This window comes from [Micrococcus luteus] ATCC 49442, from assembly GCF_010367585.1.
In the GTDB taxonomy this organism is placed as follows: Bacteria; Actinomycetota; Actinomycetes; order Actinomycetales; family Micrococcaceae; genus Arthrobacter; species Arthrobacter luteus_A.
Window position 1 is genome coordinate 2,458,542 of the sequence record NZ_JAAAXP010000001.1, and the last position, 25,283, is coordinate 2,483,824.

Below are 25,283 nucleotides of genomic sequence, written 5' to 3' on the forward strand. Positions count from 1 at the left end.
TGGATGGGGCGCATGACCACCACTGCAGCTGATCAAGCGCCCGGTTCATCATCCGCTACCCCCTCCGCTGCCTCCGCGGTTGCCCCTGAGCCCATTGACGAGAATGTCTGGCTGGAGGACGTCTACGGCGAAGAGCCCCTGGCCTGGGTCCGCGAGCAGAACGCCCGCACCGAGGACCTCCTGGAGGACGCCGATTACGCGGCCCTGGAGGGAAGCATCCTGGAGGTGCTCGACTCGACGGACAGGATCGCCATGGTGGGTAAGCGTGGCGACTGGTACTACAACTTCTGGAAGGACAGCACCAACCCGAAGGGGCTGTGGCGCCGCACAACCTGGGAGAGCTACCTCACCGACTCCCCCGAATGGGATGTCCTGCTGGACGTGGACGCGCTGGCCGCGGCCGAGGGGGTCGAGTGGGTTTTCCATGGAGCCACTTTCCTGCGCCCGGCTGCCGGCGAACGCTACCGCCTGGCGCTGGTGGCACTCTCCCCCGACGGCGGTGACGCCAACCGCTACCGCGAGTTCGACGTCGACACCCGCACCTTTGTGGATGCGGCCGCCGGCGGTTTCGACCTCCCGACGGCGAAGGGGAACCTCTCGTGGCTGGATGCGGATACGCTGCTGGTCGCCTCCACAGCCGTGGGGCTGCCCGCGACGGCTTCAGGGTACGCCCGCACGGCCGTGACCCTGCGGCGAGGAGAGGCCCTTGCCGCGGCTCCCCGATTGTTCGAGATTCCCGAGGACCACATGCTGGCTGTGGTGGCGCACGATTCCACTCCCGGCTTCGAACGCACGTTCGCCGTGGACTACATCGACTTCCACAACCGCAGCACGTTCCTCCGGGCCGGGGAATCCTGGCTGGAGATCGAAGCTCCCACTGACGTCAACCTCAGCGCCCACCGCGAGTGGCTGCTGTTCCGGCCCCAGCAGGACTGGGCCGTCGGCGAAACGACGTACCCGGCCGGTTCACTGCTCGCCGCCAATTTCGACGACTACCTCGCCGGGTCCCGGGACCTGTTGGTGCTGTTCACACCGGACGCGCACACCTCGCTGCAGTCATGGAGCTGGACGCGGAACTTCCTGCTCCTAAACCTCCTACGGGACGTATCCTCCGAAATCCGGGTGCTGGATCCGGCGGCCCCGGCAACATCCCCTACCGGTTCGGGCTCGTGGGCGTCGTCGCTGCTGGATGCGTGCCCGCCGCTGCACGACGTCAACGCCTACGCCGTAGACGATGAGGATGAAGGCCCGGCCGACGGCGGTGCCGGCGACGATTTCTGGCTCGTCGCCACGGGCTTCACCACCCCCAGCACGCTGATGCGCGGCACGCTGGAGCGCGCTGCTGCCGGAACCACCGGGGTGGTGAGCCGGCACGCGGAAGTGAAGGCATCGCCGTCGTTCTTTGATGACGCCCGCTACGAAGTGCAGCAGCACTTCGCCGTATCCGCGGACGGCACGCGCGTCCCGTACTTCCAGGTGGCCTCGCGGGACCTGGTCCTGGACGGGCAGAACCCCACCCAGCTCTCCGGCTACGGCGGCTTCGAAGTCTCCCGCACCCCCGCCTACAGCGGGACCGTGGGCAGGGCCTGGCTGGAGCGGCGGACCACGGCGACCGGAGGAGCCGGTGCATCGCAACACTCGCGGGGCGGCGTCTACGTGGTGGCCAACATCCGCGGCGGCGGCGAATACGGACCGGGCTGGCACCGGGCGGCCCTGAAAGAAAACCGGCACCGGGCCTTCGAGGACTTCGCGGCCGTAGCGCAGCACCTCGTCTCCCGCGGCGTCACCTCCCGGGAGCGGCTTGGCTGTGTCGGCGGGTCCAACGGCGGCCTCCTGGTGGGCAACATGCTGACCAGCTACCCGGAACTGTTCGGTGCAGTTTCCTGTGGCGTGCCGCTGCTGGATATGCGCCGCTACACCAAACTCTCCGCCGGGCACTCCTGGATCGCCGAATACGGCGACCCTGACGTTCCGGAGGAATGGGAGTACATCAGGACGTTCTCGCCGTACCACCTGCTCAAGGACGGTGTGGAGTACCCCGAAACGTTCATCTGGACTGCCACGTCGGACGACAGGGTGGGCCCGGTGCAGGCACGGAAGATGGCTGCACGGATGGAGGCCATGGGCATCCCGAACGTCTGGTACCACGAGGCTCTGGAAGGTGGTCATGCCGGAGCGTCGGACAACCGGCAGGCTGCCGCGCTCCAGGCCCGCAGCCAGCACTTCCTGTGGCGGACGCTGGCTGGCGGATGATGCCTGAGTTGTCGGTGCGGCGGGCAGTGGCCGCTGACGTGGAGCGGCTGGCCGAGGTCCACATCCGGTGCTGGCGGGAGACATACCGCGGCATGCTCTCCGACGCTTTCCTGGCCGCCGTTGATCCGGCAGGACGCCTTGCGCTGTGGCACCAACTGCTGGACCGGCCTGAACCTGCCGAGGTGTGGACAGCCTGCGACGACGGCACCGTGGTGGGATTCGCCGGCATCCGCCGCTTGCCCGCTCCCGGCTCACCGGAGGGCCACCCGCCGCCGGCGTCCGGTGACCTGGAGCTGTGGGGACTGTACCTGCTGGCGTCGCACCAGGGGCTGGGCCTGGGCCGCCGGCTTCTCAAAGCTGCCTTGGGCACGCGGGCGGCAAGCCTGTGGGTGGCCGCCGACAACCACAAGGCCATCGGTTTCTACACCCGGTTCGGCTTTGCTCCCGACGGCGCCGAGGACACCATCCCGGACTGGGAAAACCTCCGCGACATCAGGATGGTCCGCCCCGCGCAGCGTGCTGTCTGAGGCGACCCGGGCTCTACCTCAGCCGGCAGCGACCGGCACTCCGGCAACCACCGGCAACGCGGGGTCACCTGACGCCCAATCACCCGGCTTTTAGGGGCGGGGAGTGACCCCGCGTTGGACGTTTTGCGCTCGGTGCCCGGTTCTGCGTATCCTTGGTGGGCTAGGAATAGCAATTGGAGACGTGCCAGAGCGGCCGAATGGGCTTCACTGCTAATGAAGTGTGGGGCACAACTCCACCGGGGGTTCAAATCCCCCCGTCTCCGCGTTTGGCCCCGGTCCTGGACCGGGGCCTTTTGCGTTCCCGGAGTCCCGCCCCTTCCCCTCCCCCGCGCCTCCTCCCCCATGTAGGTAGCAGCAGATGTCCTTATCAGCCGTCATAACGGCATCAACTGCTACCTACATGGGCAACGTGCGGGCAGCCGGTGGCAGGATAGTGGGATGGCAGCACGCATGACTCCGACGGTGGAAACCGCCACCAGCCAGGCGTGGAATCCCCGCCTCGCGCTGCTGGTTGCCGCCACGCTCTTTATGGAATTTCTGGACGGCACCGTCCTCACCACGGCCATTCCTAACATTGCCGGCGACTTCGGCGTGCCCGCGGCCGATGTGAACATCACCATGACCGCCTATCTCATGACCGTGGCCATGGGCATTCCCCTCAGCGGCTGGCTGGCCGAACGGGTGGGGGCACGGAAAGTCTTCTGCCTCGCAATTGCCGTTTTCACCGTCGCTTCACTGGCCTGCGCCGTAAGCCCGGACCTGACCGTGCTTACTGCGAGCAGGATCGTCCAGGGGGCGGGCGGAGCCATGATGGTCCCGGTGGGTACGCTGCTGGTCCTCCGCGGGACACCCAAGTCGGAACTCCTGCGGGCGACTGCCTTCCTGGTCTGGCCGGCGCTGCTGGCTCCTGTCCTGGCGCCGCTGGTAGGCGGTGCACTGACCACCTACCTCTCCTGGCACTGGATCTTCCTCATCAACCTGCCGCTTGGTGCGGCCGCGTTCATTGCAGCACTCCGGATTGTGCCGGCCGTTTCCGGTGACCCGGCCCGCCGGCTGGACTGGTTCGGGCTCCTGCTGACCACAACGGGAGTGGGGTCGCTGGTGGTTGGCCTGGAACTGGCCACTGCCCATCCCGACGGACCGTGGGCTGCACTCTGCGCGGCTGCTGGAGTGGCGTCCCTTGCGGGTGCCGTGCTCTGGATGCGCCGGGCCAAACACCCGCTCTTTGATCTTTCGGTCTTTCGTACGAGGACTTTCCGGGCCATGGCCACGGGCGGCTTTGTGTACCGCCTGACCATCAGTTCGGTGCCATTCCTGCTGCCGCTGATGTTCCAGACCGGCTTCGGCTGGTCCCCGCTGCACGCCGGGATCATGGTGGCGGCCGTGTTCATCGGCAACATCGGCATCAAGCCGGCCACCACGCCCCTGATCCGGCGGTTCGGGTTCCGGGCCATGCTGGTCCTGGGCTCGCTGGCTTCCGCCATCACCTTCGCACTGTGTGCCGTGCTGACTCCGGACACGCCTCAGGCCGTAATCTTCGCCCTGCTGGTGTGCAGCGGGGCTTTCCGCTCCATAGGGTTCTCTGCGTACGCCTCGGTGCAGTATGCGGACATCGTGCCGGGGCAGCTCACATCGGCCAACTCGGTTTCAGCCACGCTCGTCCAACTGGCCGCGGGCTCCGGGATTGCCGTCGGCGCGCTGCTGATCCGGGTATTCGACGGCGTGGCACTCTTCGACGCGGACGCAGCCGGCCCGTTCCGGGGCGCGTTCCTCGCCATGGCGGTCCTGATGCTCCTCAGCACGGCGGACAGCCTGTCCCTGCACCGGCATGCCGGTGCAGAGGTCAGTCGCCCGGGCGGTCCCGGGGGCGCGAGTGGCCCCGCCGGCGCGGGCATCCCCGCCGGGGCAGAGGTCAGTCGCCCAGGCGGTCCCGGCGGCGCGGGTGGCCCCGCCGGTCCGGGCGCTCCCCCCGCCGGCACCCTACCCGGCGGCCCGGTCAGTCAGGCCGTCAGCCCGCCTGGCCCAGCACCAGCGGAAGAACAGCCCCCGCTCCCGCCTGGCGCAGGGCACGTCCAGCCACGGTAAGGCTCCACCGGCTGTCCACAAGATCGTCGATCAACATCACACCCTGCCCACGCAGTGAACCCAGGGCCGCCTCGAGCTCAGGGCCCACCACCAGCCTGTCCCAGACGCCGGCCAGGCGGTAGGCGCTGTTGCCGCCACGGCTTCCCGTCGGGCCGCCGTGGCCAAGCGACAGCTCGCCGAGGTAGGGCATCCGGCCGATATCGGCAATGCCCCGGGCGAGGGACCGGACCAGTTCGGGCTTGCTCCTGGAAGGCATGCTGACAACCGCGGCCGGCCTTCCGGCCCCGCTCCAGCCCGGGTTGCGGCCGTCACCGGTGGCCCATTCACGCAGGACCTGAACACAGGCCTGCAGCATGGCCGGATCGACAGGACGGTCCGTTGCCCCGGCCGCGAACAGTTCCCGCAGTGATCCGCCCCAGCCGAGATCAGTGAGCCTGGCAAGGATGCGGCCGTTGGCCGTTCCTTCGTCCGCCTTGATTTTGCCCTTGACCGGGACACCGAGGCGGTCCATGCCGCTGGGCCACTGCAGCCGGGCCTCCAGGATGCCGCCTGCGCGGCTCAGCGTCTGGCCTGCGGCGGCAGTGGCGTCAGCGGCAATATCTGCCGGGAACCAGCGGCCCGCACAGTTGTCACATCGCCCGCACGGGTGCGCGGTCTCATCGTCCAGGACGGAGGTGATGTACTCCATCCGGCACCCCGCAGTGTCCTGGTAGATCACCATGGAGTCCTGCTCATCCACGCGGGCCTCGGCAATCCGGCTGTAGCGCTCGGCGTCGTAGACCCATGGAATGCCCGTGGAGCGCCAGCCGCCGCCGACGCGTTCCACCGCCCCGTCCACGGCCAGCACCTTCAGCAGCAGCTCCAGCGGCGTACGGCGGAGGTCCACGCGGGCTTCCAAGGCAACCGTTGAGACGGCGGTTCCGGCCTCAGCCAATGCGGTAAGTACAGCAGTGGCCTTTTCCTCCGACGGCATGGACGCCGTGGCAAAGTATTGCCAGATATCGCGGTCCTCAGACCCCGGCAGGAGCAGCACATCGGCGTTCGCGGCGCCACGGCCGGCACGCCCAACCTGCTGGTAGTACGCCACCGGGGATGACGGCGCACCGAGGTGGACCACAAAACCGAGGTCCGGCTTGTCAAAGCCCATTCCCAGGGCGGAGGTGGCCACAAGCGCCTTGACCTGGTTGTCCTTGAGCAGCTGCTCGGCGCGCTCCCTGTCCGCAGGATCGGTCCGGCCGGTGTAGGCCTGAACCTGATGCCCTGCCTCGGCGAGGAGCCGTGCAGTGTCCTCCGCAGCGGAAACAGTCAGGGTGTAGATGATCCCGCTGCCTGGCAAATCGGCGAGGTGGGTCAGGAGCCAGCCGAGCCGTTCGCGGGAGTCCGGCAGTGCCAGGACACCCAACCGGAGGGAGTCACGGCCGAGCGTGCCGCGGATGGTCAGAACGCCGGCGCCCAGCTGTTCCTCGATGTCGTGGACCACGCGCGAGTTGGCCGTTGCCGTGGTGGCCAGGACGGGAACCGATTCCGGCAGTTGCGTGATCAGGTCAGCAATGCGCCGGTAGTCCGGCCGGAAGTCATGGCCCCAGTCGGAAATGCAGTGCGCTTCATCAATCACCAGCAGGCCCGTCCGCCGGATGAGCTCCGGCAACTGGTGTTCCCGGAAGGAAGGGTTGGTGAGCCGTTCGGGCGAGACCAGCAGGACGTCCACTTCATCGGCAGCAAGCTGTTCCCGCACAGTGTCCCACTCCAGCTGGTTGGCCGAGTTGATGGCCACAGCGCGCACCCCGGCACGTGCCGCGGCGGCAACCTGGTCCCGCATCAGGGCGAGCAGCGGCGAGACAATCAGCGTGGGTCCGGCTCCCCGGCGGCGCAGCAACAGCGAGGCTACAAAGTACACCGCCGATTTTCCCCAGCCGGTGCGCTGGACCACCAAGGCCCGACGCCCGCCGTCGACGAGCGCCTCGATTGCCTCAAACTGCCCATCGTGAAAATCCGCCGCGGGGTGCCCCACGAGTTCCCGAAGGACCTCCAGCGCCTGGATCCTGGTAGTGGACGGTGAATCAGGGGAAGCGGAAAGAAGGGCGGCGTTCTGGGTATCGACCATTGATTCAGTATCCCAGTCCCCACCGACACCCCCGTCCCCGCAGCTCCCCTATGTGGACAATCCAACATGTCCGGACGCCGGCATCAAGAGCCCCGCCGTCACATACCCGGGCGCCCACTCCCCCTCAACAGGGGCCCGGGCACTTCCACGTAAGATAAGACCCGTGACTAGCGAACAGACAAAGACTTTTGACCTTTCGGCATCCTTCAAGGCCTACGACGTCCGGGGCATTGTGGGCGATTCAATCACCGCCGAAATCGTCGAAGCCGTGGGGGCCGCGTTCGTGGATGTCCTCGGGCTGGAAGGCCAGACCGTCCTGGTGGGCGGCGACATGCGCCCCTCCTCCCCCGAGTTCGCCAAGGCCTTCGCCGACGGCGCCGCCACCCGTGGCGCCAACGTTCAGCTCCTTGACCTCATCTCCACCGACGAGCTCTACTACGCCTGCGGCTCCCTGAACGCCGCCGGTGCAACCTTCACCGCCAGCCACAACCCTGCCGAATACAACGGCATCAAGATGGCCAAGGCCGGAGCGCAGCCCATCTCCTCCGAATCGGGGCTCAAGGAGATCCAGGCCCTCGCCGAGGAGTACCTGAATACCCGCTCAATCCCGGTGGCCGCCACACGCGGCAAGATCGGAGTCCACGACGTCCTGAAGGGCTACGCCGAATACCTGCGCGAACTGGTGGACCTGTCCGGCAGCCGGCCGCTCAAAGTTGTGGTCGATGCAGGAAACGGCATGGCAGGCCTCACCACGCCCGCCGTCCTGGGCGATGCGCTCCTGCCGAAGCTCCCGTTCGACATTATTCCGCTCTACTTCGAGCTGGATGGCTCCTTCCCCAACCACCCCGCCAACCCCCTCGAGCCCGAGAACCTCCTCGACCTGCAGGCCGCCGTCGTCAAGCACGGCGCGGACATCGGTTTGGCCTTCGACGGCGACGCCGACCGCTGCTTCGTCATCGACGAAAAGGGCGAGCCCGTCTCGCCGTCGGCCATCACAGGCATGGTGGCGCGCCGCGAAATCGCACGCGCCCAGGCCCAGGGCGAGGCGACGCCCACCATCATCCACAACCTGCTCACCTCCCGCGCGGTGCCCGAACTGGTGGCGAACGACGGCGGACGCGCCGTCCGCACGCGCGTTGGCCACTCCTTCATCAAGGCAGTCATGGCCGAGGAAGGTGCCGTCTTCGGCGGCGAGCACTCCGCCCACTTCTACTTCCGCGACTTCTGGAACGCAGACACAGGCATGCTTGCTGCCATGCACGTCCTCGCAGCACTTGGCGAGCAGGACGGCCCGCTGTCTGAGCTCGGCCATGAGTACGAGCCCTACGTCTCGTCCGGTGAGATCAACTCCGAAATTGAGGACAAAGCCGGCGCCGTGGAGCGTGTTCGCGTCGACTTCGCCGCTGAGGACATCACCGTGGACACCATGGACGGCAGCACGTTCACCGCCAACGACGGCAGCTACTGGTTCAACCTCCGCCCGTCCAACACCGAGCCGTTCCTCCGACTGAACGTCGAAGCCACGGACCGCCCGCTGATGGAACGCGTGCGCGACCGCGTCCTGGCCAATGTCCGGCGCTAAACCGCACGTGGCGCACGAACCCGCAGACAGCCCGGCCGCCGGGGAATCCTGGCGGGATTCCGTGCCGGAGGCCAGCGCCGCGGATCTGGAGAACCTGATGGGCACCGGAATCGGTGCCGCCCAGGAACAGCTGGAACGCAACGGCGGCTTCCTGCCGTTCGCGCTGGTGGTGGAGAACGACGGCGAAGTCCGCCTGATGGCCGTAACGCCGGCGGATGCCGAGGAAGGCTCCGACGGCGACTTCGACGCGGATGCGATGATCAGCGACCTCACCGAAGTGCTCCGCCAAAACCGGGCCGGTTTCCGTGCCGCCGCGGTGGTCTGCGATATCACGCTGGTCGAGGAAGAGTCCGACGCCATCCACGTGGCCGCCGAGCATCGGGACGGCTCGGTTTTCGCCGCGGTCCTCCCCTACGCCGCCAACACCGCAAGCCGCGAATGGGAGTTCGGCCAATTGGCCGCCGACACCAATGAGCCCGCCATCTGGGTGGACTAGACCGCGGCGGATGGCCATGAAAATCAACGCCTTTGCCGATGTCAGCCTTCGGGCCCTGATGGTCCTTGCCGCCGCACCCGAGGCCACGCTGCTCACCACTCAGAACATCGCCGATGCCGTTGGCACACCGTACAACCACGTCAGCAAGGCGATGGCCAAGCTGCGGGGCCTGGGCCTGATCGACGTTGAACGAGGCAGGAGCGGCGGAGCCCGGCTAAGTCCGGCAGGCAGGCTCGCGACGGTGGGCCACGTCCTGCGGGCACTGAATACGCGGCTGGACGCTGCCGACTGCGTCGGTCCCGGCGGCGACTGTCCGCTGATCAACGAGTGCAAACTCCGGGCCGCCCTGGGCCGGGCCCGTGAGGCCTTCTACCGGGAACTCGACGACGTGGTGGTCGCTGAATTGCCGGGATCCAGGCAGATGGCCCCTGTGTTCCAGATGATCGGCCTGCGCCCCGGCATCAAGGCCGAAGCCATCCCGGCCCCCTGATCCGGGCCTTTCGCCCGCTATTCAGACTTTCTGTGACGAACCCGATTTGATCTCAATTTCTACGAGGTGTAGAAATTGAGGTATCAATACAGGCATTTGAGATGCATGTATTGCCGGACCGGACGAAGGCCCCGGTCACCTACCTCAGGAGTACGCATGCTCTCGGACAAATCCCGCCCTGTCATTGAGGCCACCCTGCCGCTTGTCGGCTCGCGGATCGGCGCAATCACCCCCAAGTTCTATGCGCGGCTGTTCGCAGCCCATCCGGAACTGCTGGACGGACTCTTCAGCCGCTCCAACCAGCGCTCGGGCAACCAGCAGCAGGCACTCGCCGGAAGCATCGCCGCTTTCGCCACCCACCTGGTCAACAACCCGGGCACCCTCCCGGAAACCGTCCTCTCCCGGATCGCCCACAAGCATGCTTCGCTGGGAATCACTGAGCCGCAGTACCAGGTTGTTTACGAGCACCTGTTTGCGGCCATTGCCGAGGATCTGGCCGACGTCATCACGCCGGAGATCGCGGCGGCCTGGACCGAGGTGTACTGGCTGATGGCAGATGCCCTCATCAAAATCGAGAAGGGCCTTTATGCCGCCCAGGCCAACGGCACAATGTGGGCGCCGTGGCGGGTCGCAGCCAAGACCCCTGCAGGCACCGGCGCCATGACCTTCACCCTGGAACCGGCGGACGATACCCCCATCACGGTTGCCCTTCCCGGCCAGTACGTGAGCGTCAAGGTCCGGCTGCCGGACGGCCTGCGGCAGGTCCGCCAGTATTCGCTGTCCGACGATGCCGGCATCAGCCGCACCTTCACTACCAAGCTCGACGACGGCGGTGAGGTCTCCCCCGTGCTGCACAACACGGTCGAGGTGGGCGACATCCTGGAGATCTCCAACCCCTACGGCGAGATCACACTCAAGGACGGCGACGGCCCGGTGGTCCTCGCCTCGGCCGGCATCGGCTGCACGCCCACCGCGTCCATCCTGCGCTCCCTCGCCGAAGCGGGGTCGGAGCGGCAGGTCCTGGTGCTCCACGCGGAAAGCACCCTGGAAAGCTGGGCTCTGCGCAGCCAGATGACGGACGACGTCGACCGCCTCGCGGGTGCCGACCTGCAGCTCTGGCTGGAGGAACCACGCGCCGGGTCCCGCGAGGGATTTATGTCCCTGCGCGAAGTGGACCTGCCTGCCGACGCGTCGCTGTATCTTTGCGGTCCGCTGCCGTTCATGAAGCACATCCGCAACGAAGCCATCAATGCCGGCATCCCCGCCACCAGGATCCACTACGAGGTTTTCGGCCCCGACATCTGGCTGGCTTCTTAAAAGCAGAAGTAACGACGACGGCCCCGCACCTTTTCAACAAAGGTGCGGGGCCGTCGTCGTACTTTATGGGATGTGTCAGCCCAGGCGGGCCTTCAGGCCGGCCAGCTCGGCCTGCAGTGCTTCGGGGAGCGAATCGCCGAAGTTGGCGTACCATTCCTCGATGGATGCCAGCTCGGTGGCCCACTCCGCCGGATCCACGCGAACGGCTTCCTCAACCTGGGCCGGGGTCATGTCCAGGCCCTTGAGGTCGATGGACTCGCCCGTGGGAACGAACCCGATGGGCGTCTCGACGGCGTCAGCCTTGCCCTCGAGGCGCTCGATGGCCCACTTGAGGACGCGCGCGTTATCGCCGAAGCCAGGCCAGGCGAAGCCGCCCTCGGGAGTGCGGCGGAACCAGTTGACCAGGAAGATCTTGGGCAGGCGCTCCGGGTTGGCCTTTGCGGACAGGTTGACCCAGTGGTTCAGGTAATCGCCTGCGTCGTAGCCCATGAAGGGCAGCATGGCCATGGGGTCGCGGCGAACCACGCCCACCGCACCTGCCGCCGCGGCGGTGGTCTCGGAGGACAGCGTGGAACCCATGAAGATGCCGTTTGACCAGCTGCGGGCCTCGGTCACCAGGGGGATGGTGGTCTTGCGGCGGCCGCCGAACAGGATCGCGGAAAGCTCCACGCCGTCCGGGTTGTTGTACTCCTCGGCCAGCATGTCGATCTGGTCGATCGGCGTGCAGAAGCGGGAGTTCGGGTGGGCTGCCGGCTTGTCCGAGTCCGGGGTCCAGGAGTTACCCTGCCAATCGGTGAGGTGGGCAGGCACTTCCTCGGTCATGCCCTCCCACCAGACGCCGCCGTCGTCGGTCAGTGCGACGTTGGTGAAGATGCTGTTGCCCTTGGCGATGGCGCGCATCGCGTTGGGGTTGGTGCCCCAGCCGGTGCCCGGAGCCACGCCGAAGAGGCCGGCCTCGGGGTTGACGGCGCGGAGCTCGCCTTCCTTGCCGAAACGCATCCAGGTGATGTCGTCACCCAGGGTTTCAACTTTCCAGCCCTCGATGGTGGGATCAAGCAGCGCGAGGTTCGTCTTGCCACAGGCGGACGGGAAAGCTGCTGAGATGTAGTACTTTTTCTGTTCCGGGGAGGTCAGCTTCAGGATGAGCATATGCTCGGCCAGCCAGCCTTCGTCTCGGGCCATCACGGAGGCGATGCGGAGGGCGTAGCACTTCTTGCCCAGCAGGGCGTTTCCGCCGTAGCCGGAGCCGTAGGACCAGATGGAGCGCTCCTCGGGGAAGTGGACAATCCACTTGTCCGGGTTGCACGGCCACGGCACGTCGGCCTGACCAGCGGCGAGCGGTGCACCCAGAGAGTGCAGGGCCGGCACAAAGAAAGCGTCGGTCTCGGTCATGCGGTCCAGGACATCGGTACCGATGCGGGCCATGATGCGCATCGAGGCGACAACGTAGGCACTGTCGGTGATCTCGACGCCGAACTTCGGATCCTCAGCGTCCAGGTGCCCCATCACGAACGGGATGACGTACATGGTGCGTCCGCGCATGGAACCTGCAAACAGCCCGCGCAGCTTCTGCTTCATCTCGGCCGGCGCCATCCAGTTGTTGGTAAAGCCGGCGTCATGCTCCTTCTCGGAGCAGATGTAGGTCTGCTCTTCCACACGGGCTACATCCGCGGGATCAGAGAATGCAGCAAAAGAATTGGGGAAGAGCTCCTGGTTCAGGCGCGTCAGCGTTCCTGCTGCGACGAGCTCGTCCGTGAGACGCGTGTTTTCCTGTTCAGACCCGTCAACCCAGTGGATCCGGTCGGGCTGCGTAAGCTCAGCAACCTCTTCGACCCATGCCAACAGTGCTGCATGCGTGGTGGGTGCTGTTTCAAGCAGCGGCTTCTGCGCCAGATCGCCCATTGCGGTTCCCTTCCTCGGGTTCATCGGTGTGTCCTAAATGCTATTGGCCGCCCGAGGGTCGCAGGCGGCCCTCTAACTGCACCTTTCTGCTCGTTGGAACCGGAAACCGCGCAAATTCAAGGAACGGCGCAGCAAAACGCTGGATTTAAGTGACGAAGGTCACCTAGACCGGTCTAGTCGCGTATATTACACGCCTCTCGATTTGGTACTCAGGCCCCCACTCGCGTAAAGTAATTCGAGGTTCGGGGAGCGAGATACTCCACGAAACAGAATATGCGCCCATAGCTCAGCTGGATAGAGCGTCTGTCTACGGAACAGAAGGTCAGGGGTTCGAATCCCTTTGGGCGCACAGAATGAAGGCCCGCACCGGTTCGCCGGTGCGGGCCTTCTGCTTTAAGCAACTGACGGCAGGCAACCGGCGCTCCCCGCCGCGCGGAAGCCGGGCGTAGGCTGGAGAAATGACGCCCCGGACCGTGGAACGCGAATTTGATGTCGTAGTGATCGGCGCAGGCGCCGTGGGCGAAAACGTGGCAGACCGGGTGATCCAGGGCGGACTTACTGCCGTAGTGGTCGAAGCGGGACTGGTGGGCGGGGAATGTTCCTACTGGGCCTGCATGCCGTCCAAGGCCTTGCTCCGTCCCGGGACCGCCCTGCACGGAGCCCAGACAGTTCCGGGCGCAGAAGAAGCGGTCACGCGCACCCTCGATGTCGCAGCCGTGCTCAGGCGCCGCGACTATATGACGTCCAACTGGCAGGATGACGGCCAGGTGAAGTGGCTGGAAGACACGGGGATCGAACTAGTCCGCGGTCACGGCCGGCTCACCGGGGTCCGCGAGGTTGAAGTAGCCGGACTGGACGGCAATACGTACCAGCTCAACGCACGTCACGCCGTCGTGCTCGCTACCGGCTCCACGCCCAACCAACCGCCCATCGACGGTCTGGCCGGACTCAAGGTCTGGGGCACACGGGAAGCCACGTCAGCGAAGGAAATCCCGGAACGCCTTGCCGTGGTCGGCGGCGGAGTGGCCGGGACCGAGCTGGCGCAGGCGTTCGCCCGCCTTGGCGCTGACGTGACGCTCGTGGCGCGGAGCGGGCTCCTGCGCACCTTCCCGGCCGAGGCTGGCAGGCTCGTGACGGCGGGGCTCCGTGCGGACGGCGTGGAAGTCCGCCTCAACACGGCCACGGAAAGCATCCGGGAAAACGCGGACGGCACCTTCACCCTGACCCTCCACAACCGGACCGCCGGCGAAAAGAGCACCGTGACGGCCAGCAAGGTCCTGGTCTCCACCGGTAGGCACCCCACCCTCGAACGCCTCGGCCTGGAGAGCGTGGGCCTGGGGGCACCGGACGGGGAGCCGCTCCGGCTGGATACCGATTCAACCGGCCTAGTCCACGGCGCCGCGGGCGACGAACCCTGGCTCTACGCTGTGGGCGACGCCGCCGGCAAGAACTACTTCACGCACCAGGGAAAATACGAGGCCAGGGCTACCGGGGACGCCATCGCCGCCCGCGCCAAGGGCGAGCTTGAGGGCGCGCCGGCACCTTGGAGCCGCTACGCCCAGACCGCCAGCCAGCATGCCGTGCCCAGCGTGGTGTTCACGGACCCCGAAGTGGCAGCAGTCGGACGAACGCTGGAGCAGGCCCGGACGGACGGCTACAACGCCTCATCCGTGGACCTGCCCATCCAGGTGGCGGGATCGTCCCTGCACTCGGAACACTACGAAGGCTGGGCGCAGCTGGTAGTGGACGAGGACCGCGGAGTGCTCCTCGGAGCCACCTTCGCCGGGCCCGATGTGGGAGAGCTCCTGCACGCTGCCACGATTGCCGTGGTGGGAGAAGTCCCCCTGGACCGGCTGTGGCACGCGGTGCCCTCCTATCCCACAATCAGTGAGGTGTGGCTTCGGCTCCTCGAGAAGTACGGCCTCTAGCCACTATTTGAACTGACCGGTCAGTTCGGTTAGTCTGGGTGCAGACAGTCTTCGTCGAAAGGTCCCCTTGCTCTCTGCACAGCAACTCCATGTGAAAGGCCGGCGCGACGATCTTCTGCCGCCCACCTCCCTGCGCGTCAGCCGGGGTGAGCTGCTCCTGGTAACGGCCGACCGGCAGGACCAGCGGACGGCGCTCGCCCTCACCATCAGCGGACGCATGAAGCCCACCGGCGGACAGATCGGCTGGGCAGGGAACGGGAAGATCAAGAACCTCAGGCTCGCCAGCGCCCTGGTTGACTCCCCCGCAGTGAACGAACCCGAGCCGCACCTCAGCGTCCGGGACCTCGTCACCGAGGACCTCGCCCTGGTCCCCCGGCGGTACCGCGGGGCCCTCCTCAGCAAGCCCTGGCTCAAGGTCAACAGGTTCGAGGACATCGCGGACCTCTGGACCGAACAGCTGCCCGCCGGGAAGCGCATGGAGCTGCTCACCGCCCTTGCCCTGGCCAACCCGCACACGGACCTCCTGGTGGTGGACTCCCCGGACAGGCACAGTGCCAGTGTTGCGGACTGGCTGCCGCGGCTTCAGACGTTGGCGTACGACGGCGGCCGGCCACTCGCCGTCGTCGCCACCGTCACTGCCCTCCCGGACTCGTGGACGGGCCCGGTGGCAGTGATTGGCAATGCGGTGGAACGGCAGGACACAGCGCCCGGTGAACCTGACCCTGCTGACGACGAAACAGAATCCCTCCTATTCGAAACCGAGGATGCCAAGTGACCGTGCTGCGGCTGGCCCGTTCCGAACTCAAGCGGATGACCGGCGGGCTGCTGCCGAAGCTGACCATCCTGGCCCTGATCATGGTGCCGCTCCTGTATGGGGCCGTATACCTGTACGCGAACTGGAACCCGTACGGGAACCTGAACCAGATCGACGCCGCCCTGGTGGTGGAAGATACCGGAGCCACATCCGCCGACGGCGCCGAACTCCAGGCCGGGAAGGACGTGGCTGACGGGCTGATCGACGGCCACGTCTTCAACTGGCAGCCTGTCGCCACGGCGGAGGAAGCCGATGCGGGTGTCAGCAGCGGGAAGTACGCCTTCGCCCTGAAGATTCCCAAGGACTTCTCCACCAACCTGGTCTCCCCCGGCAGCTTCGACTCGGCCAGCCAGGCCATGCTCAACGTCACCACCAACGACGCCAACAACTATCTGTTGAGCACCATCGTGGACAAACTGACCACGTCGGTCCACAGCACCGTGGCCACGGAGGTGGGTGAAGAGACGGCAAACCAGCTCCTCACCGGCTTCGGCACCATCCACGCCCAGATGATCAAAGCCGGTGATGGCACCGGTCAGCTGGCCGACGGCGTGGCCACCCTGCGTGACGGCGCCGGAACCCTGCACACCGGAACGTCCGAGCTCAGTACCGGGGCCGGCGAGCTTTACCTCGGGCAACTGAAACTGCGGGACGGCGCCAACCAGCTCACGGACGGCGCCGGACAGCTCAGCAGCGGCCTGACCGTGCTGAAGGACAAGACCGCCACCCTCCCGACGGACGCCCAAACGCTCGCCGGCGGGGCCGCGGGTGTGGCTGCAGGAAACGCCCAGCTCAACACCAGGATCCAGAACGTTGTCACGCAGCTCGACGCCGCGGACCAGGGGCTGCGGGCACGCGTCATTGACTCGAACACCCGCCTGGTCGCCGGGCAAGTGATCACCCAGGAGCAGGCAAACAGGATTCTGGCCGACTTCGATTCAGCTGCCGCCTCCAGCCCGGTGGCCGCGGCGAAGACCACCATCCAGGCCGACGCCGCCCAGATCCAGCAACTGGCGGACGGCTCCGCGGCAGTAAGCGTGGGGGCAGCACAGCTCGCCGCGGGCATGCCAGCATTGAAGGACGCGGTTACCCAGGCCTCCGCCGGCGCGGACCAGCTCCACACCGGGGCCGCCACGTTGGCAACCGGCGAGCAGGCCGCACTGGACGGGGCCGGCCGTCTCGCCGAAGGAGCTAAATCGGTGGACGCCGGTGCGGGGCAGCTTGCCGCCGGCGCCGGCACCGCCGCCGAGGGTTCCCGGACACTTGCCGACGAAATCGCCAAGGGCGCCGGCCAGGTGCCCAACCCGGACGATGCGCAGAAGGACAGCCTGTCGCAGGTGATCGCCGATCCGGTGGCGGTCAGCAACGTCTCCCAGGCCAAGGCGGATTCCTACGGCGCCGGCCTGGCACCTTTCTTCCTGACCCTGGCGCTGTGGATCGGCATCTTTATGCTGGTCCAGGCCATGCGGCCCATCACCCAGCGGGCCCTGGCGTCGAACGCCCCCGCCTGGAAAATCGCCGTCGGCGGCTGGCTTCCCTTCCTGGCCGTTTCAGCGGTCCAGGCCACCCTCCTGACCCTGGTGGTAAACCTCGCGCTGGGACTCAACCCGGCACATCCCGTGCTGATGTGGCTGTTTATGCTGGCCGCGGCCATGGCGTTCAGTGCCATCATCCAGGGTGTGGTGGCCTTGCTGGGATCGCCCGGCAAGCTGGTGGTGCTCATCCTGCTGGTGCTGCAGCTGGTGTCCTCGGGCGGCACGTTCCCGTGGCAGACCACCCCGCAGCCCCTGCACGTGGTGCACGAGGTCCTTCCCATGGGCTACGTGGTCACTGGCATGCGGCACCTGATTTATGGCGCCGACCTGTCCATGATTGTGCCCACTGTCCTGGGGCTTCTCGGCTACACGCTGCTGGGCGCCGCGATGTCCACGTTTGCCGTCCGGAAGCACAAGTATTGGACGCTCAAGACGCTCAAGCCCGAGATCGCAGTATGAGTGCCGTGATGTCGGAACACAGTCCGGTTGAGAAGAAACTCCGGCCCGCCCGGACCAACGCCACCCGGCAGAAGCTCTTCGACGCCTCCATGGAGCTGATCGGTGAGCGGGGCGCTGCCGGCGTCACCGTGGATGAGATCGCCGCGGCGGCGGGCGTCTCCAAGGGCACTGTCTACTACAACTTCGGCAGCAAGTCCGACCTGATCGCGCAGCTGCTGCGGCATGGCGTGGACATCCTGAAGGCCCGGCTGCTGAGCGCCTCCACCGGCCCCGGCCTTGCGGGTGAACCCGGAGCTGACCCCTTGGTGGCCATGGAGGAAATGATCGGCCAGGCCATGGATTTTATGGCCGACTACCCGTCCTTCGCCCGCCTGTGGGTGAGTGAAAACTGGCGTACGCCCAGCGTGTGGCGCGATACCTTTGCTGTGCTCAGGACCGAACTCCTGGCCGTGATCGGGGATGCCATTGAATCCGTGGCGGCCGTCCACCCCGTGGACCCGTCCATATCGCGTGGCAGCCTGGAAACGGCGATCTTCGGCGCCTGCTTTGTGGTGGGCCTTGACCGCGTGACCTACAACCCGGAACGGAGCCGTGACCAAAGTGTTGCAGCAATCATGGCAATCATGCGCGGCTACGTCCTGAAGTAACTCCGCCCTCGGGGATGATTGATCCCATGCGCCACATGGGTATCAGCGGAAAGTTCGCCTTGATCACGGCCGTCGCCGCCCTGGGCATGCTGGTGCTCACCGCCATCACGCTCGAGGAAGCCGTCATGGCCACGTTCCTGGGCCTCGTGGCACTGGCATACGTCGCCGCGGTGGCCGACGTTGTGCTGCGGCGCCGCAACCTCGCCCTGCTGGCCACTGGCGTTGGTACCAGCCTGACGGTGGCCTTTTTCCTGGCCTTCGTCAGCACGTGGGAGCTCGCGTTTGTTGACCAGTCCACCATCGTTGGTACCCCGCTCCCCACTGACGACCCGGACAACTACTTCTTCTGGGCCGCAGCCTCGGCCGTAGCCACGGTGCTGGTCCTGTTCCTCGGGGTTGTGTGGCCCTCAGGCAAGCGGCTGGGTGCCGGCGGACGGCTTCCTGCCGGGGGCCGCAACTCCCCGTCGGGGCAGCGGCGGCCAGCCGCGGGAACTACGGCTGGTGCGCGGCGTACCGCAGCCCGGGGCGGAGCAGCGTCACGGGGCGGAGCAGCGTCACGGGAAGGCGCTGCCGCGCAGCGGGGTTCAGCCTCGGGCGGGGGCGCTCAGCGCGCCTCCGGCTCCCGGGCCCCTGCCCGGCTGCCCGCGGGGGCGCGGGTACCCGTGCCGGCCAAGCGGGCGTCGGAGTCCGCGTCCCCGGTGCGTAACCCGGCGCTCAAGCCGGCCCCCAAATCCGGCACCAATTCGGCGTACCGCCGCTGACGGGACGTGCGCCCGCCGGTGAGCACCGCCGTCGCCACCCCGCCCAGGAGGATTGCGCCGCCAGCCAGTTCGGCCGGCGTCGGAACCTCGGCAAGGACCAGCCAGGCAGCACTCATCCCCACCACGGGGACCAGCAGCGTGAAGGGAACCACGGCGGACGACGGGTAGCGGGCAAGCAGCCGGTTCCAGATTCCGTACCCAACCAGTGAGCCGAAAATGGCGGTGTAGAGCGCGCTGAGGATGGTGACCGGCTGCAGGTTGGCCAGCGTTCCCAGAACCGCCGCGGGCCCGTCCACCAGGAACGAGAGTCCGGCGAGCGGCAGCGGCACCACGGCACCGGACCAGACCACCAGCCCGAGTCCTGACGCGGCCTTCGCCTGGCGGGCCACCACGTTCCCGACAGCCCACGACAGCGCTGCCCCAAGCACGATGATCAGCGGCAGGACAGGCGCCACGGCGCTGCGTCCCAACGCCACCACCGCCAGGCCGGCAACGCCAAGCACAACGCCGAACAGCTGGCTTCGGCTGGGCCGTTCCCCGAGCAACCCGGCCGACAGCAGCACCGTCAGCAGCACTTGCGCCTGCAGGACAAGGGAAGCGAGGCCGGCCGGCATGCCCAGGGCCATCGCCAGGTACAGGAGGCCAAACTGGCCGGCACTCATAAAGAGCCCGACGCCGATGATCGCCTTCCAGCTGACATCCGGCTTCCGGATAAAGAAGATCAAGGGGAAGACCACCAGGACGAACCGCATGGCAACGAACGGCAGCGGCGGAACCTCCCCGCTGCCGGTGTGCAACCCCATGTCGATGGCCACAAAGTTCAGGCCCCAGAGAACGGCGACCAGGAGGGCCAGGAGGGAGTGTCGGAGGTTCACGGTTCAACTCTGACAGAGCGCCGGACGGCGGACCAATGGTGGACACAGGCTGGACTCGGTGGCAGCCGTGCCGTGTCTCCGGGCGGCGTGTCTCCCGGCGCAGGTCAGTGGGCGCGCGGAACCTTGAATTTGGTGATCCGGGCGTCCTGGCCGTCCAGTTCGGCCCAGGACTTGTCCGTTTCCAGGACCGTCAGGGCGCTGGAGGGATAGCGCGTTGCCGCGTCCATGTAGGCGTCATGGTCCGAGTCACGGGATGCCAGGTGCATGGCCAGGTCCTGGACGCCGGGCATGTGCGAGATGAGCATCAGCGTGGTGACGGTGTCCGGCACGTGGTTGACCACAGTGAGCATGCGCAACGCGGAGGCAGCATACAGGCCGTCCTCAAGTTTCGGCGTCGGCGCCTTGTCCCCGAGCTCTGAGCACACCCACGTGCACGTCTGACGGGTCCGAAGCGCGCTGGAACACAGGATGAAGTCCGGGTAGATGTTGTGTTTGGCCAGCCATTTTCCGGCCAGGGGTGCTTCCCGGTGCCCGCGTTCCTCCAGCGGCCGTTCGTGGTCAGCCACGCCGCCGGGCCAGTCCGCCTTGGCATGGCGCATGATCACCAGGCGCTTAATGTGGTGGTCGCTCATGCCTCCACCCTATAGCCGCGGAGGCCAATGCTCGCTGGCCCGGAACGCTCGAAAGCGGCCGCGCCGGGGGGTGCAGCCGCTTTCGCGCGTCGCTGAAGGACTAGATCGAGTATTCCGGAGCGGCCCAGACCACTACTTCGGGGTGCTCGTAGAAGCGGTAGCCCTGGCCGCGGACCGTGCGGACGGTGTTGGCCAGGCGGCCGAGCTTGGAGCGGAGACGGCGGATGTGGACGTCGATGGTGCGCTCGTTCGGGACCTCCTCGGCGTTGCGCCACAGGCCCTCGAGCAGTTCATCGCGGCCAACCGTGCGGGTGCCGTTTTCGACGAGGTAGTTAAGGAGTTCGAACTCTTTGAAGGTCAGGTTCAGGGATTCGCCGTCGAGGTGGACTTCGCGGCGGGCAAGGTCGATCAGCACACCGGACGGACGCGGCTCCGCAGACTGCTGCAGCCGGGCGGTTTCGGTGCGCTTCTGTGCGTTGACGGTGGGGTCGCCAAAGGTGGAACGGACGACGTCGAGCGCGGAACCCGGGGCGCCCGTGGGAGCCATGGCGACCGCTGCGTACGTTTCGGCACCGGTGATGAGGGACTGCGCATAGGCGCGGATTTCCTGGGCAAGCTTGGCAATGGAGGTTCCTGCAGCTGCGGCAGTCTCCTCATCGATCCCCATGTACAGGACAAATCCACGGGCCACGTTGTCGTTGGCGACGGGGCGCACGGTGTTGGGCCCCGATACCACCGGCGTCGGCGCGGTAAACGGCGCGGCTTCGGCGGGCTGGACGGCGCGCAGCTGGCCGTAGGAGTTGGGGTTGTAACCCTGGGGGACGTAGCCGGGAGCGGGAAAGCTGGTTCCGGAGGTGGCCGGGGCGAACGCGGGCCGGGTGCCAAAGCCTTGGCGGAGCCCGGCTGCCTGGCTGGGCTTACCTGCGTTACGGACGGAAATGTGGACGTATCCGGATGCAACTGACATGAATGCTTACCTCAATGTGAATGGCCGTCATCGCGGCTCGAATGCTCGGGTTGCCTGCAATGAAAATCTGGAAGGGAGGGGCGCCCGACTCTGGACTGGGGGGAGTAGGCGAATGCCTAAGAACTTCGTGGGGTTTGAAGGTCAGGCGTGCATTCGACAACAGCGCATGTCGGCAGCAGCGGATGTGCTGGGCCAATATTCTGCGGCTGCAGGTGCTGTTGAGTTCTTGTTCACAATTGAAAGTGTGCAACGTAACAATGAAAACTTGCAAGTAACAAAGGGTCAGTCATTCCGCATTGTGAGACAAAACCGCAAATTGTGGTGTAGATCACGATTCTGGCAGAACGATAAAATAACACTTGTTATCCGGAAGAACCGCCCGTGCAGGCAAAGTTGACGAACTTTATTCGGCTGGAACTAGGCACGGACTCTTGAAATTCATCGACGTATGGTTTACCGAAATTGCGCCTCCCGTTTTGTCTCCTGTCCACCCGCGGACGCTCCTGCAGCCGGGAATTTCGTCCAAACCGGCAACGGAAGCGGCTTAACACGGTCTTTAGGCCCCGTGGTGCCGTTCCGCACATAGGACCGGGGGACGCACCGGCGGGCCGTTCAGCTCGCTAGGCTGAGATTCACAGCGTGCACACAGGAACCCCATAGCGTGAGCTAACCGAAAGATCAGAGAGTGGTCCCATGGCCACTTCGCACTCCATGACCAACAACCTTCCGCAGCTGACCCACCCGGACGGCTCCCCTATCCGCGCCTTGGTAGTCGACGACGAACCCAGCCTCTCTGAGCTTATGAGCATGGGGTTGCGCATGGCCGGCTGGTCCGTTGCCGTGGCCCCGGACGGCCCGGAGGCCGTAAAGCTCGCCAAGGAGTTCCGCCCGGACGTCCTGGTACTGGACGTCATGCTGCCGGGGTTCGACGGCGTTGAGCTGCTGGGCAGGATCCGCGCCTTTGCCCCGGAGGTACCTGCGCTGTTCCTGACTGCCAAGGACGCCGTCCAGGACCGGATTGTAGGGCTGGCCGCCGGCGGGGACGACTACGTCACGAAGCCCTTCAGCATGGAAGAGGTCCTGCTGCGGCTGCACCGCCTGGTTCAGCGGTCCGGCGTGGCTGCGATGGACACGGCCGAGCTGGTGGTGGGCGACCTTGTCCTCAACATCGACACCCGTGAAGTCACCCGGGCCGGTGACGGGCTGCAGCTGACGGCAACCCAGTTCGAGCTGCTCCGCTACCTGATGGAGAACCCCAGGCGCGTCATCAGCAAGGCGCAGATCCTCGACCGGGTCTGGAACTACGATTTCGGCGGCCAGGCGAACATTGTGGAACTCTACATCTCCTATCTTCGCAAGAAGGTGGATGCAGTGCACCCGCCCATGATTCACACCGTGCGGGGTGCCGGCTACGTCATCAAACCGGCCGAATAGCGCCGCCGTCCATGCCGCGAGAAATCACGCACCCTGGCCGCAGCTGGCTGAAACCGGCAACCTGGCACCTGCGCACGCGCCTGATCCTGCTGGCAATGACGTTGCTGGTGGCCATCTGCGGCGCCGTGGGCCTGTTCAGCTATGCCTCCATGGATTCGTTCCTTACCAGGCAGCTGGATGAACAGTTGAGCCAGGCCGCCAACCGCTCGAATGATCCCGGCCGCCCGCCCCAGGGTGGCTTCAACGGCAGGGATCCCCTGGATGCCCGTGGCCAGAGTGTCGGAACCCTGAATGCGCGCATCGTCAACGGTCAGATCAACATTGGCGGCTACCTCGACTCGGACACCACCCGGTCTGCGCTCAGCTCTGAAGACAAGCAAACACTGCTGGCACTGACGCGGAACGGCAATCCCGTGGATCGCCCACTCTCCAACGGGGATTATCGGATTGTGGCCGTGGAAACCGGCTTCGGCGACGTTTTGGTCACGGGGCTTCCCCTGGCCGGCAAGGAAAGCACCCTCGCTTCACTGGTGTGGACCTTCGTCTTTGTCTCGCTGGGCGGGCTGGTGCTGATCGGGCTCGCCGGAACGGTGCTGATCCGCCGGACCATGCAGCCGCTGGAGCAGCTGTCCGAGGTGGCAACCAAGGTTGCGCGGCTCCCGCTGGACGCCGGCGAGGTGGCCCTCGCGGTGCGCGTCCCGCCGTCGAACGCCAATCCCGGAACCGAAGTGGGCAGCGTGGGCCACGCCCTGAACCTGATGCTGGACAACGTCGCCAGCGCCCTTGAGGCGCGGCAGCGGAGCGAGACGAAAGTGCGGCAGTTCGTTGCCGATGCCTCGCATGAACTGCGCACCCCGTTGACCGCTATCCGCGGGTACACGGAGCTGATGCGGATGACCGAAGACTTCACGCCGGACGGCCGGAAGTCCCTCGCACGCGTGCAGAGCCAGTCCGAACGCATGACCACCTTGGTGGAGGACCTGCTCCTGCTCGCCCGGCTTGACGAAGGGCAGCCCCTGAAACTCAGCGAGGTTGACCTGACCCAGCTCGTGATCGAGGCAGTCAGCGATGAAAAAGTTATCGCACCCGGCCACAACTGGCGCCTGGAACTCCCTGATGAGCCGCTGTCGGTCAATGGCGACGCGGCGCAGCTTCGTCAGGTACTGGTAAATCTGCTCTCCAACGCGCGCAAACACACGGCCCCGGGCACCACCGTGGTCACCAGTGTGGAAAAGTCCGCCGGCAGTGCAGTCATTACCGTGACGGACGACGGCGGCGGCATCCCACCGGAATTCGTGGACCACGTTTTTGCCAGGTTTGCCCGCGCAGACGCGGCCCGCAAAGGCACTGCGCCCGCGTCCGGCGTTGGGGCCGCCGAAGGCACCAGCGGCCTCGGCCTATCCATCGTCCAGTCAATCGCCGAGGCGCACGGCGGCACGGTTGACGTAGCATCGCGCCCTGGACGCACGGCGTTTGTTTTGCGCCTTCCCATGGGAGTTACGGCGCCGCAAGGCAACGCGCCGACGTCGTGATCTCCGTTACCAAAATGTGACTTAAGCTCCGCGCTCCTGTAGCGTCAATGGGGTGCGGTTCCCGTTCGGGCCGCATATCCGGATGTCGCCAAGCTCTGCCGCTTCCCGGATCCCGTATTCAGAGGCAGAGGCGGGGGACCCAGAGTCCCGGGCGTAAATGCCCTTGGGGTGAAGCCAGCACGTGATGTTTCCGTGTGGCCGGATGCCCTCATCCGAACCCGACAGCTAACTCCGCAGGTGTGAGAGGCGATCCATCATGTCTGAATCCAAGGTACAAACGCGCCCGGAGAACGGGTCCACCAAAAATCACCGCAAGATTCCCTCCCTGGCCCAGCGGGCAGCCGTCTTCACCGCGGCATGCGCTCTCCTCATCGGTGTGGGCGCAGCAGGCCAGGCAAACGAAGCCAGCCAGCTGGCAGCTGCCAGCGACACCCAGCAGTTGTCCACGGCCGACCTCGAGTCCAAGCTGAGCATGGAAAAAGCAGAGGTTCAGGCCAAGGCCGCCCCGTCCCCGGAGCCCGAAATCAGCGTTGCCCCGCAGGCCGCTGAACCGGCCCCGGCCCCCGAGCCCGCCCCTGCCCCGGCCCCGGAGCCCGCACCCGCCCCTGAGCCTGCCCCGGCTGTAGCCGTGGACGACCCCGCCGGAGCCCAGGCATATGCGGCTGGCCAGCTGGCCAGCTACGGCTGGGCGCCGGACCAGATGCAGTGCCTGCAGACCCTGTGGACCAAGGAATCTGACTGGACCACCACGGCCACCAACCCCAGCAGCGGTGCCTACGGCATCGTCCAGTCGCTCCCCGCCGAGAAAATGGCGAGCGCAGGTGCGGACTGGCTCACCAACTACCGCACCCAGATCAACTGGGGACTGAACTACATCCAGGAGCGCTACCAGTCACCGTGCGGTGCGCTGAACTTCCACCTGTCGAACAACTGGTACTAAGCC

The 25,283-nt window shown here is 66.3% G+C and carries 19 protein-coding genes, 2 tRNA genes and 1 riboswitch; of the genes, 16 read left to right on the top strand and 5 right to left on the bottom strand.

Annotated features, from left to right (window positions below; translation table 11 throughout):
* Positions 1–12 precede the first annotated feature (12 nt).
* From GUV69_RS11045 to GUV69_RS11060, 4 genes are all read left to right on the top strand, one after another.
* Positions 13–2,253 (top strand): prolyl oligopeptidase family serine peptidase, encoded by a 2,241-nt coding sequence (locus GUV69_RS11045; RefSeq protein ID WP_164202293.1) that lies wholly within the window; start codon positions 13–15, stop codon positions 2,251–2,253.
* The gene (locus GUV69_RS11050) at positions 2,250–2,780 is read left to right on the top strand and encodes a GNAT family N-acetyltransferase (RefSeq protein ID WP_164202296.1); all 531 of its coding nucleotides are present in this window, start codon (positions 2,250–2,252) and stop codon (positions 2,778–2,780) included. Before GUV69_RS11045 ends, GUV69_RS11050 begins: the two co-directional genes overlap by 4 nt.
* A gap of 175 nt (positions 2,781–2,955) precedes the next feature.
* Positions 2,956–3,043, top strand: a tRNA-Ser gene (locus GUV69_RS11055).
* Positions 3,044–3,218: 175 nt separating this feature from the next.
* The gene (locus GUV69_RS11060) at positions 3,219–4,865 is read left to right on the top strand and encodes an MFS transporter (RefSeq protein ID WP_244292699.1); all 1,647 of its coding nucleotides are present in this window, start codon (positions 3,219–3,221) and stop codon (positions 4,863–4,865) included.
* Here the strand turns inward: GUV69_RS11060 and GUV69_RS11065 are convergent.
* A complete protein-coding gene (locus tag GUV69_RS11065) occupies positions 4,789–6,969 on the bottom strand; it encodes a RecQ family ATP-dependent DNA helicase (RefSeq protein ID WP_208786633.1) in 2,181 nt (726 codons plus the stop codon). The two genes, GUV69_RS11060 and GUV69_RS11065, sit on opposite strands and share 77 nt — an antisense overlap.
* Before the next feature lie 163 nt (positions 6,970–7,132).
* Between GUV69_RS11065 and GUV69_RS11070 the strand changes: the two genes are divergently transcribed.
* The 4 genes from GUV69_RS11070 (at position 7,133) to GUV69_RS11085 (ending at position 10,854) form a co-directional block, all read left to right on the top strand.
* The gene (locus GUV69_RS11070) at positions 7,133–8,551 is read left to right on the top strand and encodes a phosphomannomutase/phosphoglucomutase (RefSeq protein ID WP_164202298.1); all 1,419 of its coding nucleotides are present in this window, start codon (positions 7,133–7,135) and stop codon (positions 8,549–8,551) included.
* 97 nt (positions 8,552–8,648) lie between these two features.
* Positions 8,649–9,047: a hypothetical protein gene (locus GUV69_RS11075; protein WP_370590732.1), complete on the top strand. Its 399-nt coding sequence runs from the start codon at positions 8,649–8,651 to the stop codon at positions 9,045–9,047.
* Between the two features lie 16 nt (positions 9,048–9,063).
* Complete coding sequence (locus GUV69_RS11080) at positions 9,064–9,537, top strand: RrF2 family transcriptional regulator (RefSeq protein WP_164206460.1); 474 nt, start codon at positions 9,064–9,066, stop codon at positions 9,535–9,537.
* 156 nt (positions 9,538–9,693) lie between these two features.
* Positions 9,694–10,854 (top strand): globin domain-containing protein, encoded by a 1,161-nt coding sequence (locus GUV69_RS11085; RefSeq protein WP_164202302.1) that lies wholly within the window; start codon positions 9,694–9,696, stop codon positions 10,852–10,854.
* 75 nt (positions 10,855–10,929) lie between these two features.
* On the opposite strand, the gene GUV69_RS11090 is transcribed toward GUV69_RS11085, so the two are convergent.
* Positions 10,930–12,756 carry a phosphoenolpyruvate carboxykinase (GTP) gene (locus tag GUV69_RS11090; RefSeq protein WP_164206462.1) on the bottom strand — a complete coding sequence of 609 codons (1,827 nt, stop codon included), beginning with the start codon at positions 12,754–12,756 and terminating at the stop codon, positions 10,930–10,932.
* A 275-nt stretch (positions 12,757–13,031) separates the two neighbouring features.
* Between GUV69_RS11090 and GUV69_RS11095 the strand changes: the two genes are divergently transcribed.
* From GUV69_RS11095 to GUV69_RS11115, 5 genes are all read left to right on the top strand, one after another.
* Positions 13,032–13,105: transfer RNA gene (locus GUV69_RS11095), tRNA-Arg, on the top strand.
* Between the two features lie 109 nt (positions 13,106–13,214).
* A complete protein-coding gene (locus tag GUV69_RS11100; protein ID WP_164202304.1) occupies positions 13,215–14,684 on the top strand; it encodes a dihydrolipoyl dehydrogenase family protein in 1,470 nt (489 codons plus the stop codon).
* Positions 14,685–14,751: 67 nt separating this feature from the next.
* Positions 14,752–15,459: an ABC transporter ATP-binding protein gene (locus GUV69_RS11105; protein ID WP_164202306.1), complete on the top strand. Its 708-nt coding sequence runs from the start codon at positions 14,752–14,754 to the stop codon at positions 15,457–15,459.
* Positions 15,456–17,492: a YhgE/Pip family protein gene (locus GUV69_RS11110; RefSeq protein ID WP_164202308.1), complete on the top strand. Its 2,037-nt coding sequence runs from the start codon at positions 15,456–15,458 to the stop codon at positions 17,490–17,492. Before GUV69_RS11105 ends, GUV69_RS11110 begins: the two co-directional genes overlap by 4 nt.
* An 8-nt stretch (positions 17,493–17,500) precedes the next feature.
* Entirely contained in the window at positions 17,501–18,139 is a 639-nt protein-coding gene (locus GUV69_RS11115; RefSeq protein WP_164202310.1) for a TetR/AcrR family transcriptional regulator, read from the top strand.
* 604 nt (positions 18,140–18,743) lie between these two features.
* On the opposite strand, the gene GUV69_RS11120 is transcribed toward GUV69_RS11115, so the two are convergent.
* The 3 genes from GUV69_RS11120 to GUV69_RS11130 all read right to left on the bottom strand — a co-directional run bounded on the left by GUV69_RS11120 (position 18,744) and on the right by GUV69_RS11130 (position 21,374).
* The gene (locus GUV69_RS11120; protein ID WP_164202312.1) at positions 18,744–19,775 is read right to left on the bottom strand and encodes an EamA family transporter; all 1,032 of its coding nucleotides are present in this window, start codon (positions 19,773–19,775) and stop codon (positions 18,744–18,746) included.
* 104 nt (positions 19,776–19,879) lie between these two features.
* Positions 19,880–20,407, bottom strand: coding sequence for a SixA phosphatase family protein (locus GUV69_RS11125; protein ID WP_164202314.1), 528 nt, complete (start codon positions 20,405–20,407; stop codon positions 19,880–19,882).
* Between the two features lie 100 nt (positions 20,408–20,507).
* Positions 20,508–21,374 (bottom strand): winged helix-turn-helix domain-containing protein, encoded by an 867-nt coding sequence (locus GUV69_RS11130; protein ID WP_164202316.1) that lies wholly within the window; start codon positions 21,372–21,374, stop codon positions 20,508–20,510.
* A gap of 693 nt (positions 21,375–22,067) precedes the next feature.
* Between GUV69_RS11130 and GUV69_RS11135 the strand changes: the two genes are divergently transcribed.
* The 3 genes from GUV69_RS11135 to GUV69_RS11145 all read left to right on the top strand — a co-directional run bounded on the left by GUV69_RS11135 (position 22,068) and on the right by GUV69_RS11145 (position 25,280).
* On the top strand, positions 22,068–22,808 hold the full coding sequence (locus tag GUV69_RS11135) for a response regulator transcription factor (RefSeq protein ID WP_164202319.1): 741 nt from the start codon (positions 22,068–22,070) through the stop codon (positions 22,806–22,808).
* A gap of 11 nt (positions 22,809–22,819) precedes the next feature.
* A complete protein-coding gene (locus GUV69_RS11140) occupies positions 22,820–24,340 on the top strand; it encodes a sensor histidine kinase (RefSeq protein ID WP_164202321.1) in 1,521 nt (506 codons plus the stop codon).
* Between the two features lie 102 nt (positions 24,341–24,442).
* Positions 24,443–24,591: riboswitch (cyclic di-AMP (ydaO/yuaA leader) on the top strand.
* A 5-nt stretch (positions 24,592–24,596) separates the two neighbouring features.
* Positions 24,597–25,280, top strand: coding sequence for an aggregation-promoting factor C-terminal-like domain-containing protein (locus GUV69_RS11145; protein ID WP_164202323.1), 684 nt, complete (start codon positions 24,597–24,599; stop codon positions 25,278–25,280).
* Positions 25,281–25,283: the final 3 nt, after the last annotated feature.